We start from the raw sequence: 16307 nt of genomic DNA, 5'->3' as shown, positions 1-16307 counted from the left end.
TCTTTCATGCCCGTGCCCGTGCCGCACGATCTGTCAGGCCCTGATGAAAATCCCGGCAGCATATCGCTCTGCGCGCGGATTAGTCCTCCCCGATGATGGTGCTGATCATAAATTCAGGATTTATTTCCTGAGATTCAGGCCGGATTATTTCCGCATGGTCAAATTAATTGATGATATAAGGCATAGTTGCACAAAAATATTAAGAATGCCGGGTCAGCATAACTTTTACGAAAATATGACGGAATCAGATAATCAGCCGGCAATAAATAGCTTATGCTTTAGGGGTCGTCAGATAATTATAAAATATTCAGTTCTTTTACCACCCGGGGGTTATATGGTTCATATTGATTTATGTACCAAAGAGGGCGTAATGAAAGCTTATGCTTTTCAGACGCCCATGCAGGCAATGACACTGTTGGATACAATTAAAGATGATGAGTTTCAGTGGTTTAATCTGGAGTGGGATGGACAAAGATTTACCTGCCCCTATCATTTTATTAAAAGACTCAGCAGCCGATCTTATATCCGATCATTCTGGCGTTAATTATCGTAATGTATTTAGCAGAGGCTTATCTGAACGTTTATCGCGATCTCTGCTTTTACTCTCCTGAAGCTGATTCATCTGGTCTGTTCAGCGGGGCAAACGCTGCCCCGCTATTTTCCCCTTAAACCGGTACTGTCATCGGTACCCCTGATAATAGCGGTGGACAAGGCCACGGATTCCGCCGCAACTCGCCCTCATTATTCACGGCTAAGTTTTATCGCGTTCAGCACATTGTCATCCATTGATTCAGCCGGACTGCGGGGTTGCAGACAACACCGGGCAATAAATCGTTATCAGGGGTAAATCGTCTTCTGTTCCCTTCTTTGAATCGGGTTGCGGCTGATACACTCAGATTAATCTCAATGCGGACCCCGACTCTGATGCATCAAGAAAAAATCCGTCTTCGCTCACTGCTGACTTTACTTTCAATTGGCGGGGTTATACTGACCTCGGGTCTGCTGCTGGGCGCGCTGCTGCTGTTTCAGAAGGCCAACATCGAAGAGAGCCTGCTGGAAGGCAACATTGCGTATGCCAGTAAACTGGCAGACACCACCGATCGCTATCTGGCGACAGCACAGCGTGAACTGGCGTGGAGCGCCACCCAGATCAGGGGGCTCAGCGACACGCAACTGCTGAAAGCGGAAACCGAGCGGCTGCGGATGCAGTCGGGCATTTTCAACTCGGTGCTGGTGGTTAACAGTCATGCCATCGTGACCGCCATCTCCCCCGAAAGCCTGAATCTGAAGGGGGTCAGACTCGACTCACCCGCCAGTCAGCAGGCCATTACGACGCAAAAGCCCTTTATCTCTAATCCTTTTACCTCGGCCTCCGGAAATTATGTGGTGTTCCTGTCTCAGCCGCTCTTCAGCCCGGAAGGGCATTATCTCGGCTATGTGGGCGGGACGATCTACCTCAAAAAACACAGCATACTGAGTGACATCCTGAGCCAGCATTTCTATACCAAAGGGTCGACAGTCAGCGTGGTCAGCAATGACGGGCTGGTTATTTTCAGTCACGATCCGGCGCGCGTGGGCACAAAGATGCCCCTCAGCCCGGCGCTTCAGAAGCAGCTCGCATCGACCGAGAACGGCCATTTCACGCTGGAACGAGACGGACGGGACTTTCTGACCGGTTACGGAACGCTGCGCAGCACGGGCTGGAACATCTTTGTCACCGGCTCCTCTGAAACGGTCAGAACGATTCAGATCAAGTCAGCCGAGAATGCCCTCTGGTTCATTCTGATCATCATCGCCCTGACAGCAGCGATTATTGCGTCACTGGCCGGGCGAATCGCCTCGCCCCTCGAAAAGCTGGCGGACCAGGTTCGCAACGAGGGCAACGACCCGCAGAGCGGATCTCTTTCGGCGGTGAAAACCTGGTATTACGAGGCCGATCGGCTGAAAGAGGCCGCGCAGGAGTACCGCTATATCGTTGCCCGGCGTCTGGCGGCGCTGAATAACGAGGCGATGACCGATCCGCTGACGGGCTTGTGCAACCGGCGCGGTTTTACGGCGCTGGCGACAGCCTCAGACAGCCAGCATGAGCAGTGCGTGATCGCGATTGATATTGACCATTTTAAAAAGATTAACGATCTCTACGGGCATGATGCCGGCGATGCGGCACTGGTCAGGCTGGCTTCGTTACTGCGTCAGGCCTGTCGCACAGGCGATGTTGTCAGCCGGTTCGGCGGCGAGGAGTTTATTCTTTTGCTGCCACACACCACCCTGGCTGACGCCGCCGGTATCGCGGAGCGTATCCGTGAAACCGTCAGCGCCACGACCTTTCCGTTTGCCGGCACGATGACGATCTCTGCTGGGGTCGCCTCGCTGACAGAGGAGGGGAGTGACCGTGAGTCTCTGATACGGCGTGCCGATGAAGCACTCTACAAGGCCAAAGCCGCCGGACGTAACAGGGTGATAATGGCGAGGCCTGAAGGGTTCATCGCCTTTGCCCCGGTCTGATAACGCTTCAGGGGATGAGGGGGCTCAGCACTTGCTGCGAAGTCGCCAGCCGAGCCACTCATCCAGCGCCATTTCCGGCAACGGTCGGGCATAGAAAAAGCCCTGCGCCTGATCGCAGCCAAACTCGGTCAGTGCCGTTTCGGTTTCCGCACTCTCCACGCCTTCGGCCAGCACTGTGTAATCCAGATCCTTGAGCATAGCGATTATGCTGCGGGCAATAACGCGCGAAGCGGTATCCGATGAAATCTCGCTGATCAGCGAGCGGTCGAGCTTGATCACGTCCAGCGGCATGCGTCGCAGATAGCTGATGTTACTGTAGCCCGTACCGAAATCATCCAGCGAAATTCCGAAGCCACGCAGTTTCAGCATCTCAAGCCCCTGCATCGCGGCCGGGCTTTCCAGGATCCGTTCGGTCTCCAGACACTCAATGCCCAGCAGCGAAACCGGCAGCTTCGCTCTGATCATCTGATCCTCCAGTTGGTCGGCAAAACCGTCGCGGGAAAAATCGCTGCTGCTGACGTTAATGGTGACCGGCAGCTGAATATAACTGTCGCGCAGCCGTGCGAGGCGGGTGATAGCCTGATCGGTCACCCAGGCTGTCAGCTCGCTGAGCAGTTCGGTTTGTCCGGCAAAAGGCAGAAACTGCGCCGGTGAGAGTTCGCCGTGCTGGGGATGTTTCCAGCGGATAAGCGCTTCCAGGCCGATGGGCTTGCCGCTGTGCAGACAGATTTTAGGCTGATAGGCGAGCCATAGCCCTTTATTCTGGCGGATGGCTGCGGCCAGATCATGCATCAGGGTGAAATCCTGGGTATGGCGGGTATCGGTATCCTTGCTGAAAAGCATGGAGGGAACGTCACGGGTAATCGCCTCATGCAGGGCGCTGACGGCACGTCGCAGGATCTCCTGCGGCGGCAGTTCCCCGGTGTTGAACCCGGCTTCCCCGGTGTGAGTCACCAGCGCTACCGACAGTCCGTCGCCGAGATCGGCGCTGATCCCCGTCAGCTTATCTGCCACCCAGTTGGCCGTCATCCTGCTCTCCTGACGTGTCAGCAGCGCAAAACGCCCGGTTGCCACCGTGTAGAGCATTTCACCCGGCGCGGGCCGCAGACGCAGCGGCAGCAGGGTGGCAACATCTTTCAGCAGGCTTTCAACCGGGCCCATTCCCATTGAGCGCGCAAGCTCATAGGCGCGCGGCATATCGATGCAGTCAATCAGAACCAGCCGCCGTGGCGTGGTGTCGCCGGAGGCGGCCAGAAACTGCAGATCGCGGATCAGACGCTGACGGTTAGGCAGGCCCGTAACCGGATCGGCAAAGCCCGCCGAATACCAGGCTTCCAGAAAAGACATTACCAGCGCCGCCAGCATGGTGAGCATCGCCACCTGCTCGCTACCGAAGCGATGAGGTGCCACGTCGGTGACGCACAACGTTCCCAGAATGAGGCCGGTGCTGCTCTTCAGCGGCACGCCGGCATAGAAGCGAATAAACGGCGCGCCCAGGATCAGCGGATGTTCCGCAAAGCGTGCGTCGAGCAGCGTATCAGGCACCACCACGATACTGTCACTGTCTACGGCGTAACGGCAGAGCGAATCCTGGCGGGAAGAGTGCGTCAGCGTGAAATTATGCGCTGCCCTGACGTACTGCATCTCATCATCCAGCACGGAGATAAAACTTCCCGGAATACCGAGCGCCTGGCTGGCCAGCCGGACAAACTGCCGCAAAACCTGGTCACGACTTTCGTCGTAACTCAACAGCGCATTCAGCGTGCGCGCGCGGCAATCGTCGTCGCCGCCTGAACATGTAAGCATGGATCCCTCCGCACCGTCTGGTTACGGAGCGAAATTAAACAGATAAATTTAATGATATGGCGTGATCACTACAGGCAATTTCTTAAAAAGGGAATAGCCCTGACAGTTTATTTTTTTAGTTCACTGTGCGCCACTCCTGACCAGGATAGCAGGGCTTTTTTCTTTAACGAAATATTTTACTAATCACGATTCTATTATTTTGTCGTCAGAAACTTTTAATTTCTGAAATACCCTGCCAGGATAGAAGGCATAAAAATAGTGCGCTATATAATAACGCATTAAAGTAGATGACAAAACTCATTATTGCCTTTTTTAACTACACCAAAACAACATCAGGGAAACCCTCATGAATTCACTCAGGCATTTCACCATTCGCCGCGTTGTGCTGTGGATGATGATCGTATCCGTCGGCGTGATCGCGCTGGCGGGCGGTTACAGCAACCAGGTCGTACGCGATATCTTTCGCCAGACGGAACGCGCCGACCTCCTGTCGCAGCAGCTGAGCGTGCTGGCGCAGAGTGCTCTCGTTATGCAGAGCGGCCGTCCGGCCGAGAAAGATGCGCTCATTGCCGCGATGCCGGCCGGCCCTGAATGGGATGGTCTGCGTACAACCCTCCTGGCCGCCCCTGCAGACTTCCCGTCCGCTGCCCGCGAACAGCTTAATCAGCTGACGCAGCAACTGGCACAAAGTCAGGCTCCGCTCAGGGCTGACCGCCGTAAGCTGGAAGGCGCACTGCTGGCCGCGCTGCTGATGTCCGTGGCATTGCTGCTGTTCTGTGACCGCTATCTGGTGGTTCATCTGGTGCGTCCGGTAGGTAAGATCCGCGCGCACCTGAAAGTAATCGCGGACGGCGATCTGACCCGTGAACCTGAAGATCTGGGGCGCAACTGCGTTGGTCAGCTGGTGCCGCTGGTGAAAGAGATGCAGCACAGTCTGCTGGAAACGGTCAGTGCCATTCACGATAACGCGGCGATCCTTCATCGCGAAGCGGGTGACATTGCTGCAGGCAATGCGGACCTCTCTGACCGGACTTCGACCCAGGCTGCGGCGCTGGAGCAGACGGCGGCCAGCATGGAGGAGATCACCGTCACCGTACGCAACAACGCGCAGAACGCCCGCGAGGCGCGGGAACTGGCCGTCAGCACCACGGATACCACCCGCGAGGGTGTGGCGCTGGTCCGGACAGTCGCGACGGCTATTGCCAGCATTGCGCAGGGCTCAGAAAAAATCCGCCAGTTCACTGCCACTATCAACGGCATTGCGTTTCAGACCAATATCCTGGCGCTGAACGCCGCCGTCGAAGCGGCCCGTGCGGGTGAGCAGGGCCGCGGTTTTGCGGTGGTTGCCAGCGAGGTCCGTTCACTGGCGCAGCGCAGCGCGGCCGCCTCTAAAGAGATTGAAGAGCTGATTACCGAAACGGTCGCGCGTGTCGATGACGGCAGGCGTGCGGCCGAGAGCGCAGGGACCACGATGGAAGCGGTGCTGCGTGGCGTCGGCGGTGTTAACGAGCGCATCGGACAGATTGCGCTGGCATCGGATGAGCAGAGTAAGGGGATTGCCCAGGTGACGGTGGCCGTGGCTGAACTGGACCGCGTGACCCAGCAGAATGCGACGCTGGTTCAGCAGGTTTCTGCAACGGCTGGCAGCCTCAGTGGACAGACCGAAACGCTGGGAAGCGTGATTACGCGTTTTACCCTGCCACAACAGCCTGCTTCTGCGGTCAGCAGGCCCGTGGAGCAGCCGGGTGGCTGGGCCGCCTTCAGTCAGGCCTAGCCTGAACGCCCTCTCATTAAGTCCGGGCTGGCCGTACATGTATTAATCGCGGCCAGCTTTCCGGCTTATTTTAAAGATGAATAAATGCGTCATTTATTTTAAGTGTTATTGACGCCGATCATCGCAAAGCCATTTTTGCGATTCAGAATGAAAATAATGATTCAAGCCGGGCAGGAATTGTCCGATGAGAACGGAAAATATAATTTCACTTAATTCCAGCACGTTTGCTGATTTTTTACGCTTTCCTGACACGAAAAATACCCGGGATTTAAAACTTAACTCAAATTTATATGTTGGCTGCAGGCAGATCCTTCTGTCCGGCCATCGGATCGGGGCACCGTATGCGGAGCGTTCATATGAGAAATCAGATTTTTCAGCAGCCCGTCGTTGTGCAGCACAACGTGCGTGAACTGCGTAAGGCAGCCGGACTCTCACAGGAGATTGCGGCAGAGCGGTTTGATCTCAGCCAGCGGGTCTGGCAGACCAAAGAAGCATCGAAAAATCCTGCGCTGCTCAGCCAGGGGGAATATGAGCTGCTGATGCTGCTGGCCGGAGAGCATCCCTACTATGAGCTGGTCCCGAAACCGAAAAAGTAGGATCGTCAGCCTCTGTTTTCGCTGAAGTAAAGTTATGTCAGGCCGATATATAGCTAAACGAAGCGCATTATCCCGCTCGTCTGATATGCCCCGGCCGGTTCTGGCTGGCGCGGTCCGCAAACAGGCGCTGCTGCGTCGCGACCTCTCAGCCGGGCAGAACGTGTTAACTGGCGTCCGCTTCTGGCGGCACCAGCTTTATCGGGCTCTGTGCGGCAATCTGTTGCTGCCGGGCTCACTGACGGGCCTTTCTTCCGGCAGCGGGTCGGCAGTGCAATCTGTCCGTCCTGTCTGATTGAACGTGTCCTCTTTATGCTGTGTCATGCCGGCCACAGCAGATAACATCAGAGGGGAGATGACGTTGAAACGTCCCGTTTATCATGATGCCGAGGCCGCTCGCCTCGACGCACTCAAACAGTATCATCTGATGGATACACCGCCGACCGATGCGCTGGACCGCCTCACCACGCTGGCCGCGCGCCTGTTTAAGGTGCCGGTCGCCTTTGTGTCGCTGATTGATGAGAAGCGGCAATTCTTCGCCTCCCGCTACGGTCTGAATATCTCCGGCACCGCGCGTAACGTCGCTTTCTGCAATCATACGCTGGCGAAAGGCGACATCCTCTGTGTGCCCGATACGCTGAAGGATCCGCGCTTTTGCGACAGTCCGCTGGTGCATGGCTATCCCTTTATCCGCTTTTACGCCGGGATCCCGCTCTCAACCCCCGATGGTCATCACATTGGCACCGTCTGCCTGACCGACAGCCATCCGCGTGAGCCGCTGACGGCGGAGGATCGGCAGCATCTGGCCGACATCGCCGCCCTGGTGATGGATCGCATGGAGATGCACCGTCTGGAATTGCTGCGTTACACCAGCCAGCAGCGGCTTCAGGCGATCTCATCGACCTCGCCTGACGCCATTGTCTGCACCGACCTGCGGCGCGGCATCATCTTCTGGAATCCGGCCGCGACGGCGCTGTTTGGCTACACCGCCGAAGAGATGCGGGGCCAGTACGTCAGCGAGCTGATTCCGGCGCGCTGCCAGACCGATTATCGCACCGAACTGGCTCGTATCACCGCGGATGATGCGGCGATCTCTCTGCCGCGCTCGTTACAGATCTGGGGCGTGACCCGGAACGGTCGCGAATTTCCGGCCGAGGTCTCTTTTTCCGGCTGGTGTGAAGAGGGCGAGCGGCTGGTGGGAATGATTATCCGTGATGTCACGGCCCGCTATGAGAGTGAAGCGCGACTCTGTGAACTGGCCTCTCTGGATATGCTGACGCGACTCGCCAGCCGCAGCGCCTTTATGGAGCAGGTGGCTCAGCTGACCAAAGCGGGCGTGCCCTATACGCTACTGATGACCGACCTCGATGGCTTCAAGGAGGTCAATGACACGCTGGGACATGCCGCCGGGGATGCGCTGCTGTGTCACGTCGCCGAACAGATTCGGGCGGTCTGTACCAGCGCCGTAACGGCTGCGCGTCTGGGCGGTGATGAATTTGTGATCCTGCTGGCGGGTGGCAGCGCCGAAGCGGCAATCATGGCGGAAAAACTGATTGCGGCCGTGCAGACGCCGTTCCGTTACCACGACTCACCCGTTGTGGTGGGAGCCAGCACTGGCATCGCCTCTTATCCTGAGCATGGCCGCGATCCCTCTTCGGTGATGTCTGCCGCGGACCTGGCGCTCTATCGCGCCAAGGCCTCGGGCAAAGGGTGCAGCATTCTGTTTATGCCCGCATTCCGGGATGCCGAACAGCAGCGTCGTCGCTTTGAGCGCGAACTGGAAACGGCGGTACGGCAGCAGCAGTTCACGCTTTATTATCAGCCCCGCTACGACGTGGAAAGCGGCAGACTCGTGGGCTGCGAGACCCTGGTGCGCTGGCAGCATCCGACGCGCGGCTTGCTGTTGCCCGCGGAGTTCATCGGTATGCTGGTGAAGACTCCGCTTTCCGTCACGCTCGGGGAGTGGATTATCCGCAGTGCGCTGGCTCAGGTCCGGCAGTGGCAGGTGCGTTTTCCCGCGCTTCGCGTCAGCATCAACCTGTTTCCGCGTCAGCTGACCGGACAGACGCTGGAAGCGGTGATCCGTGAAAGCGCCGGAGGCGATGCCGGTTTCGTCGAGCTGGAGGTGGATGAGCCGCTGCTGGCGGTGCTGGTGCAGGATATGCCCGCGCAGGTGGAGGCCGTGCGCCGGACGGGCGCCTCCTTTGTTATCGATCACTACGGTCGGACGCTGGGGGCGCTTAATCTGCTGCGCTACAGCTTTGTGTCGGGCTTCAAGATCGATAAGTCGCTGACGCTGGAACTGGATTCCAGTATGCGGGTGCGGATGATGTTTCGCGCCATGACCGCGCTGGGGAAAAGCCTGGGTATTCAGGTCGCGGCAGAAGGCGTGGAGGAGAAAGATCAGATCGCTTTTGTCACGACAGCCGGATGCAACGTGATGCAGGGAAATGGGTTATGTCAGCCACTGACGCCAGAGGACTTTGAGGCGATGCTGGATCAGGAAGCCCCTGTGCTGCCTGCTGTCAGCGGTTACGGCGTCACGCCACGCTGACCGGTTCGTCCTGTACGGCGGCGCGCTGGCCACTCATCAGCGTGCTGCTGGCCGGTATTCCTCTTTCAGCAAGCCGAAGATCCAGTCATCCTGCCATCTGCCGTCGAGAAAGAAGTTCTGCCGTAAGGTGCCTTCCTGAATAAAACCGGCCGACAGCAGGGTCCGGCATGATGCCGCGTTACCCGCCGTGACGGTGGCGACCATTTTACGGTAATTCTGCTGCTCAAAGCAGAAGGCGATCGTGGCCCGCAGCGACTCGCTGCCGTAGCCTTTACCCTGCGCCTCTGCGGCCAGCAGAAAACCCGCCTCAGCTATCCCGTCTCCGCGATCGATAAACCCGCACAGGCCCACCGGAAGCCCGGAGGTTTTCTCCTCAATCACCAGACATAGCCAGTGCGGACAGCCCCTGTACCAGGCGGGCAGCCGCACATCAAAAGAGTGTGTTCTGATCTCTTCGGCGCTGCGCGGGTCGCTGATGTATTGCATCACCGATCGGTCCTGACTGACTGCCAGATAGAAAGGCCAGTCCTGCTGACGCAGCGGACGGTAGGTGAGGCGGGGCGAGATTACCTGTGGCGGGGTTTCAGACGCGTCCGTTGACATGCGGTCACTTCCTGGGAATCGGATTAGTGAGGTGATGGAGCAAAAATACCACACTATTAAAGACGAACGGCAGGCGATCGCGTCACGATGCGAAGCGCCACGCAAGGTCGGGATATTTTCCTGTTTTTCGCATTCGCCTCTGCTGGCGACTGCTCACAGGAGTTATTCATAACTGTGCTGGCAGGTCATCTTCCCGCTTCATTGCTACGCTTAGTCCGATAGCTGAATGTTGACGCTGATGAGAGTAGCCCTATGGATCTGAAAACGTTTGAAGCTGACGCCTGGACGGGACTGATGGACGCGGCCGCCGATCCGCACGCCGGATTCCGGTATGTGACGCTCTGCACGGCCGATACCGCGCAGCGGCCTCAGGCGCGCATCGTGGTACTGCGCGAATGCGATGATGCGCGCCGGAGGCTGACATTTCATACCGATGTCCGCAGCCCGAAATGGCAGGAGATGGCGGCGAACCCGCAGGTCACCGTACTGGGATATTGCCATGAGCGCCGCCTGCAACTGCGCCTGGCCGGGCAGGTTCACCTTTATGCGGCAGGCAGTGAGATCGCCCGGAGCACCTGGCGTGCGCTGCCGTCGCATACCCGGCAGACATACAGCGGTGGAGCGCCTGGCGGGGTGCGGGTAACAGCGCATCAGCCAGATGAATTAACGGACCCGGAAGCCGGAGAATCCCGCTTCGGCGTGGTGATCCTTCACACCAGCAGGCTTGACGCTTATCAGCTTCAGCGAAATGACAACCAGCGCGCGCTGTTTCGCTATGCCGCTGAGGGGGCATTACTGGCAAGCGAGTGGATTAATCCGTAAGGGGAGCTGACAGTGATGATTCTGCTTATCGAACACTATGCGCAGAAACCTTTTCTCATCAGGACATCCGATCCGGCAGACGCGATTAAAATTTGCAGGGAGCAGCTGAGACTGATCGTATGAGATCTGTTACCGGCAACCGGGCACCCTGATTGCGTTCATGAAGGGCTGAACAACAGGCGCGAGCTGCCGCTTCCGATGATCCGCCCCCCCTTGTGTCAGGTGCGGAAGAAGAGCCAGCCAGAATACCGGTTCCGGGTCCGTTCAGGAAATCCCCCCGCCTCCTGAGATGAGAGCCGGTTAATGCGGCACCTCTCCTCCCGCATCAAATACCTCCCCACTGCGTTGTACATCCCAGGATCCCTGACTACCCTTGCCTGGGTGCCGGGGCCGGAGCGGGCCGCATCGCCTGAACACCCAATCGGCCATCACCACTTTCAGCGACTACCGGCAGGCGAGCCTTAGCCTGCCAGAGATGATCAAACAGGGACATCATGAAAGAAAAAAGCTCCACCGATCCTTACCGCGCTGATGAGCACATTGATCCTTATGTCTCGGTTCAGGGTGCCAGAACACACAATCTTAAAGATGTGTCGCTGCGGTTCCCCCGGAATGCGCTGGTGGTCTTTACCGGGGTCTCCGGCTCCGGCAAGTCCTCACTCGCTTTTGACACCCTCTATGCGGAAGCGCAGCGCCGGTTTATTGAGTCGGTTTCGCCTCACGCCCGCCGTCTCATCGATCAGGCCGCTGCGCCGGATGTGGACAATATCGACGGGCTTCCGCCTGCCGTGGCGCTTCAGCAGAGCCGGACGGGTGCCCAGGAACGCTCAACGGTGGGCAGCCTGACCCGCATTTCCGTCACGCTGCGCCTGCTGTTTTCCCGTGCGGGCGTAAGGCCAGAGGGCGTGCCCTTCATGACGGCCGACTATTTTTCCCCCAACCATCCCAAAGGCGCCTGTCCGCATTGTCAGGGACTTGGCCGGGTGCATACCGTCAGAACCGAAGCGATGGTGCCGGATGAATCACTCAGCATCCGCGAAGGCGCGATTGCCTCATGGCCCAGAGGCTGGCACAACAAGAATCTGCGCAGCATCCTGGAGACGCTCGGCTATGACGTCGATGCGCCCTGGCACACGCTTTCATCCCGCGATCGGCAGTGGATACTGCTGACCGATGAACAACCCTCCGTGCCGATTTTTGTCGGGCTGAACGCGGCGCAGCGGGAAAAAGCGCTGGCGACGGGCGAAGAGCCCGCCTATACCGGCACCTACACCAGTGCGGCAAAAATTGTGCTGCAGGGCTATGCGGGTGGCAGCGAAACCACGAAGAAACGGCTGGCGCGCTTTGTGACGGTCGCGCCCTGTCCGGAATGCCACGGCAAAAGGCTCAACCGGGATGCGCTCTCCGTCACTTTTGCCGGAGAGGATATCGCCAGCCTGAGTGAGCTTCCGGTCTCTGAACTGCGTGAGCGGCTGAAACCCTATGCACAGGGCGTCTCGCCGGATATGCCCGCCGAAGCGGCGCTGCGCGAGGCGGTGCTCCGCATGACCGCCGATATCTGCACGCGGCTTGGTCAGCTGGAGACGCTGGGGCTGGGACATCTCGCGCCGGGACGCCGTACCACGCAGCTTTCCTCTGGTGAGCTGCAGCGCGTACGTCTGGCCACCCAGCTGATTTCCCATCTGTTCGGCGTACTCTACGTGCTGGATGAGCCTTCAGCGGGGCTGCATCCCGACGATGTCCGATCGCTGCAGGTCTCACTGAAAAACCTGGTCCGGGCAGGCAACTCACTGGTTGTCGTCGAGCATAATACGGACCTGATTGCCGGGGCGGACTGGCTGGTGGAGGTCGGGCCGGGTCCGGGCAGTCATGGCGGCGCGATCGTCTATAACGGGGTGCCAGCCGGACTGGAAGCGGTCAGCGCCTCGCCGACCGCGGAATATCTCTTTGCCCGCAGCTACAGCGGGCTGCGTCAGCGTCGGCCTGCTGAGCACTGGCTCAGGCTGGCGCAGATCGTCTGCAACAATATCGTCGGCGTCGATATTGCTATCCCGCTGGCGAGAATGACCGCTGTCACCGGGATTTCGGGATCGGGCAAATCCACCCTGCTGAATCGCGTACTGCCGGAATTGCTCGGACGTTTTGATACGCCACCTGACAGCCAGGAGGGCGAGGAAGAGGAGCCGGTGCCTGATGTGACAGGCCAGATAACCAGTGGCGGTGATGCCATCGGCCGGCTGGTCAGGATCGATCAGCGTCCGATCGGTCGGACGCCACGCTCGAATCTTGCCACCTACACCGGATTTTTCGACATCATCCGCCGGCTCTTTGCCGACACGCCCGCCGCGAAAGCCAGAGGGTTCAGCGCCAGCCGCTTTTCATTCAACCTGCCCGCCGGGCGCTGTCCGGCGTGTGAAGGGCAGGGGCAGATTTCCATTGAGCTGCTCTTTATGCCGAGCGCGACGGCAACCTGCTCGGTCTGTGAGGGACGCCGTTATAATCCTGAAACGCTTGAGGTGACATGGAATAACCTCACGATCGCCGACGTGCTCGATCTTACCGTCGATGAGGCCAGCGAACTGTTCCGGGAATATGACGGGATCCAGCGTTCCCTGACGGCGCTGACGTCCCTGGGCCTGGGCTATCTGACGCTAGGGCAGCCCGCCACGGAACTCTCCGGTGGCGAGTGTCAGCGCATCAAGCTCGCCTGGGAACTGCAGCGCGTGCAGCGCACCGCCACGCTCTATCTGCTGGATGAGCCTTCGACAGGTCTGCATCCGTCGGACATGGATAAACTGCTGGTCGTGCTGGATGAGCTGGTGATGCGCGGCCATACCGTGGTGATGGCGGAACACACGATGCGGATTGTGGCCGAGGCAGACTGGGTCATCGATCTGGGGCCCGGTTCCGGGCTGAAGGGCGGGCGGATTGTCTCAGCCGGGTCACCGGAGGCGGTCAGCCGCGCGAAACAGAGTCTTACCGCCCCCTGGCTGGCTGCGCAGCTGAAAAAGCGGACGGGCGATCCGGCATAAGCTGACAGCACCGGACGCCGCGGCTGAAACGGCAGTAGCAGAAGGGCCCGGAAGTCAGCTTCTGAGCCCGTCAGTAATGATCCCGGCAGGAGGCGGTTAACAGCGCGTTCGCACTGACGGCCTGTCTGCCCCGTTCATCCTGCTGCCCTGATCAGTGGAGACCGGGATTTTATCAGCGCAGTGGTGCATTAGCCTGCAATCCATCCAGTTCGCGGACGTCATGACTGCAGAAAAAGGTAATCTCACCTCCATGCTGGCAGGAGAGATCCCGCAGTCGCTGCTGATTATGCCGCCTGGCCCGGTTATCCATTCCCATCATCCACTGGTAAAAGCGCAGCCCCGGCGTGCAGTGTCGCGTCTGCTGGCGCATCTCACCGCGATAAAACCAGGCATCGCCGCCGTGCAACAGCCAGCCATCGGGCTGCCGGATGGCGATACCCGCGTGACCGGGTGTATGGCCTGCCAGCGGCACCAGCAGAATCTCTGGCGGCAGGTCACGCAGGCGATTGACGGCCTCAAAACCAAACCAGGTTTCTCCCTGCGGCTGATAGGTTTCCCACTGGCTGATCCCGCCCCATTGTCCTGGACGGTAACGTTCACGCGACAGCCAGCTATGACGGCGATGGGCGGTATCAACCTCCTGCTGCAACAGATGGAGGCGCGCCTGCGGAAAATCGGTCAGCCCGCCGGCATGGTCAAAATCGAGATGGGTCAGGATGATATGGCGTACATCTTCCGCCCGGAATCCCCGCGCCGTGATCTGGGACAGCGCAGTGAGATCGTCGCGTCGCTGAATATTGTTCAGCGCACGAAAAAAGCCGGACAGACGGCTGCCGGGCGCATGGACATCCTGCCGTCCGAATCCGGTATCCACCAGCACCAGCCCATCGCGGTCGGTCTCGATTAGCAGACAGTGGCAGACCAGATGCGCCCTGAGGCCTTTGCTGAATCCATCGTAGAACGCGCCGCCCAGCGGGCACATACAGCCGCAGTTAAGATGGTGAATTTTCATCGAAGCTCCATTGCGTTAACGGGAAATGATCCGAGGCGGGTGCCGTCCGGCACACAGATCTCAGCCTGGCTATAGAGTGTAGAGAGGGTTGGAGCAGTAGGCGGAGCGGTGAAGCGGATAACCGGTCAGGATTGTCGGTTATCCGCCAGAAAACGGAAGATTAACGGTGGAACAGCGGGAAAGCGCCGGTGATCAGGCCGCCCGCCATCAGGACGAGACTGACCAGAATTCCCCACTTGATGGCAAAACGCTGGTGGTCACCGATATCAACCTTCGCCAGGCCAACCAGCAGGTAAACGGATGGCACCAGCGGGCTCAGCAGGTGGAATGGCTGACCGACGATAGATGCGCGGGCGATCTCTTCTGCGGTAATGCCGTAGCTGGCCGCCGTCTGGGCGATCACCGGGAGAATGCCGAAGTAAAAGGCGTCATTCGACATAAAGAAGGTGAAAGGCAGGCTGACCAGCGCGGTAAAGAGCGCCAGGTAAGGCCCGAAGCTGTGTGGGATCACCGCCAGCAGGCTCTTCGCCATCGCATCGACCATGCCGGTCCCGGAGAGGATCCCGGTGAAAATACCTGCGGCAAAAATCAGCGAGGTCACTGCCAGCACGTTTCCGGCGTGCGCGCTGATGCGGGCTTTCTGCTCCTCCAGCGTCGGATAGTTGAGCATGACGGCAATCGCAAACGCCAGCATAAACAGGATCTGAATCGGCATTAAGCCGATGACCAGCAGCACCAGCAGCACGGTGGTCAGAATGAAGTTCGGCCAGAACATCTTTGGACGGCGGTTGGCGGCGCACTCTTCGGCGTCGCCCAGCCCCAGCTCAATGTTGTCCAGATGATGCTCTTTCATGCTCATCACGCCTAAACGCTTACGCTCACGCAGACCAAACAGCACCGCCATCGCCACCAGACTGGCGCACGCCAGCAGCATGGCAGGCAGCATTGGAATAAAGATGTCGAGAGCGTCGATGCGCAGCGCCGCGGCAGCACGGGCCGTCGGTCCGCCCCAGGGTGAGAGGTTCATGATACCGCTGGCGAGATTGACCAGGCAGGTCATCATCAGTACGTTCATACCCAGCCGGTGATAGAGCGGCAGGAAAGCGGCAATGGCGATCATATAGGTGGTCGAACTGTCACCATCCAGCGAGACCAGCAGGGTTAAAATCGCCGTTCCCACCAGCACTTTGAGCGGGTCTCCGCGCACCAGCCGGAGAATAAAACGCACCAGCGGATCAAACAGTCCGGCATCGATCATCAGACCGAAATAGAGTATGGAGAAGGTCAGCATCACGCCGGTGGGGGCCAGTTTTTTGACGCCATCCAGCATCATGGCACCCAGGCCCGCGTGAAAACCGCCTATCAGCGCAAACAGGGTGGGGATCAGGATCAGCGCAATCAGGGCGGACATGCGCCTGGTCATGATCAGGTACATGAAGCAGACCACCATGGAAAAACCCAGTATCGTCAGCAAAGTAACAGCCCTCACAATGGTGTAAAAGTTATAGAAAAGTTATCTTCAGGCAGGAGAATTCAGGTAATTACTTAGCCTGATAACGATTAAGCTATTGTTTTAGTTAACCCTGCACAGAAAGCTGATAGTAAA

11 protein-coding genes are annotated in these 16307 nt (G+C 58.5%); 7 read left to right on the top strand and 4 right to left on the bottom strand.

Annotation, left to right across the window (positions count from 1 at the left end):
- The first annotated feature begins 43 nt into the window (after positions 1 to 43).
- Complete coding sequence (locus ACR6AS_RS19425; protein WP_233498942.1) at positions 44 to 544, top strand: hypothetical protein; 501 nt, start codon at positions 44 to 46, stop codon at positions 542 to 544.
- A 380-nt stretch (positions 545 to 924) separates the two neighbouring features.
- Positions 925 to 2505, top strand: coding sequence for a sensor domain-containing diguanylate cyclase (locus ACR6AS_RS19420; RefSeq protein WP_418799718.1), 1581 nt, complete (start codon positions 925 to 927; stop codon positions 2503 to 2505).
- Positions 2506 to 2529: 24 nt separating this feature from the next.
- Here ACR6AS_RS19420 and ACR6AS_RS19415 read toward each other — a convergent pair whose 3' ends face one another.
- Positions 2530 to 4311 (bottom strand): EAL domain-containing protein, encoded by a 1782-nt coding sequence (locus ACR6AS_RS19415; protein WP_367396367.1) that lies wholly within the window; start codon positions 4309 to 4311, stop codon positions 2530 to 2532.
- Between the two features lie 346 nt (positions 4312 to 4657).
- Here ACR6AS_RS19415 and ACR6AS_RS19410 point away from each other — a divergent pair, with 346 nt between their 5' ends.
- From ACR6AS_RS19410 to ACR6AS_RS19400, 3 genes are all read left to right on the top strand, one after another.
- Positions 4658 to 6085: a methyl-accepting chemotaxis protein gene (locus ACR6AS_RS19410; RefSeq protein WP_418799714.1), complete on the top strand. Its 1428-nt coding sequence runs from the start codon at positions 4658 to 4660 to the stop codon at positions 6083 to 6085.
- A gap of 356 nt (positions 6086 to 6441) precedes the next feature.
- On the top strand, positions 6442 to 6681 hold the full coding sequence (locus ACR6AS_RS19405) for a transcriptional regulator (protein WP_111138353.1): 240 nt from the start codon (positions 6442 to 6444) through the stop codon (positions 6679 to 6681).
- A gap of 424 nt (positions 6682 to 7105) precedes the next feature.
- Positions 7106 to 9232, top strand: coding sequence for a sensor domain-containing phosphodiesterase (locus ACR6AS_RS19400; RefSeq protein WP_434163534.1), 2127 nt, complete (start codon positions 7106 to 7108; stop codon positions 9230 to 9232).
- 36 nt (positions 9233 to 9268) lie between these two features.
- Here ACR6AS_RS19400 and ACR6AS_RS19395 read toward each other — a convergent pair whose 3' ends face one another.
- Positions 9269 to 9835 (bottom strand): GNAT family N-acetyltransferase, encoded by a 567-nt coding sequence (locus ACR6AS_RS19395; protein ID WP_111138355.1) that lies wholly within the window; start codon positions 9833 to 9835, stop codon positions 9269 to 9271.
- A 252-nt stretch (positions 9836 to 10087) separates the two neighbouring features.
- Between ACR6AS_RS19395 and ACR6AS_RS19390 the strand changes: the two genes are divergently transcribed.
- Positions 10088 to 10657, top strand: a complete 570-nt coding sequence (locus ACR6AS_RS19390) for a pyridoxamine 5'-phosphate oxidase family protein (RefSeq protein WP_111138356.1) — start codon at positions 10088 to 10090, stop codon at positions 10655 to 10657.
- Positions 10658 to 11151: 494 nt separating this feature from the next.
- Complete coding sequence (locus ACR6AS_RS19385) at positions 11152 to 13689, top strand: excinuclease ABC subunit UvrA (protein WP_111138357.1); 2538 nt, start codon at positions 11152 to 11154, stop codon at positions 13687 to 13689.
- 172 nt (positions 13690 to 13861) lie between these two features.
- On the opposite strand, the gene ACR6AS_RS19380 is transcribed toward ACR6AS_RS19385, so the two are convergent.
- Both ACR6AS_RS19380 and ACR6AS_RS19375 read right to left on the bottom strand, forming a co-directional pair.
- Positions 13862 to 14701 carry an MBL fold metallo-hydrolase gene (locus tag ACR6AS_RS19380; RefSeq protein ID WP_111138358.1) on the bottom strand — a complete coding sequence of 280 codons (840 nt, stop codon included), beginning with the start codon at positions 14699 to 14701 and terminating at the stop codon, positions 13862 to 13864.
- A gap of 160 nt (positions 14702 to 14861) precedes the next feature.
- Positions 14862 to 16175, bottom strand: a complete 1314-nt coding sequence (locus ACR6AS_RS19375) for a CitMHS family transporter (protein WP_367396370.1) — start codon at positions 16173 to 16175, stop codon at positions 14862 to 14864.
- Positions 16176 to 16307 lie beyond the last annotated feature (132 nt).

Source organism: Pantoea phosphatilytica (genome assembly GCF_051025615.1).
Classification (GTDB): domain Bacteria; phylum Pseudomonadota; class Gammaproteobacteria; order Enterobacterales; family Enterobacteriaceae; genus Pantoea.
This window is presented reverse-complemented; position numbering and strand designations above follow the sequence as displayed.

Bases quoted from the DNA above. Each gene is read 5' to 3' on its own strand.
- ACR6AS_RS19420 (WP_418799718.1), top strand. From the start codon at position 925: ATGCATCAAGAAAAAATCCGTCTTCGCTCACTGCTGACTTTACTTTCA.
- ACR6AS_RS19385 (WP_111138357.1), top strand. From the start codon at position 11,152: ATGAAAGAAAAAAGCTCCACCGATCCTTACCGCGCTGATGAGCACATT.
- ACR6AS_RS19390 (WP_111138356.1), top strand. From the start codon at position 10,088: ATGGATCTGAAAACGTTTGAAGCTGACGCCTGGACGGGACTGATGGAC.
- ACR6AS_RS19410 (WP_418799714.1), top strand. From the start codon at position 4,658: ATGAATTCACTCAGGCATTTCACCATTCGCCGCGTTGTGCTGTGGATG.
- ACR6AS_RS19415 (WP_367396367.1), bottom strand. From the start codon at position 4,311: ATGCTTACATGTTCAGGCGGCGACGACGATTGCCGCGCGCGCACGCTG.
- ACR6AS_RS19395 (WP_111138355.1), bottom strand. From the start codon at position 9,835: ATGTCAACGGACGCGTCTGAAACCCCGCCACAGGTAATCTCGCCCCGC.
- ACR6AS_RS19405 (WP_111138353.1), top strand. From the start codon at position 6,442: ATGAGAAATCAGATTTTTCAGCAGCCCGTCGTTGTGCAGCACAACGTG.
- ACR6AS_RS19380 (WP_111138358.1), bottom strand. From the start codon at position 14,701: ATGAAAATTCACCATCTTAACTGCGGCTGTATGTGCCCGCTGGGCGGC.
- ACR6AS_RS19425 (WP_233498942.1), top strand. From the start codon at position 44: ATGAAAATCCCGGCAGCATATCGCTCTGCGCGCGGATTAGTCCTCCCC.
- ACR6AS_RS19400 (WP_434163534.1), top strand. From the start codon at position 7,106: ATGGATACACCGCCGACCGATGCGCTGGACCGCCTCACCACGCTGGCC.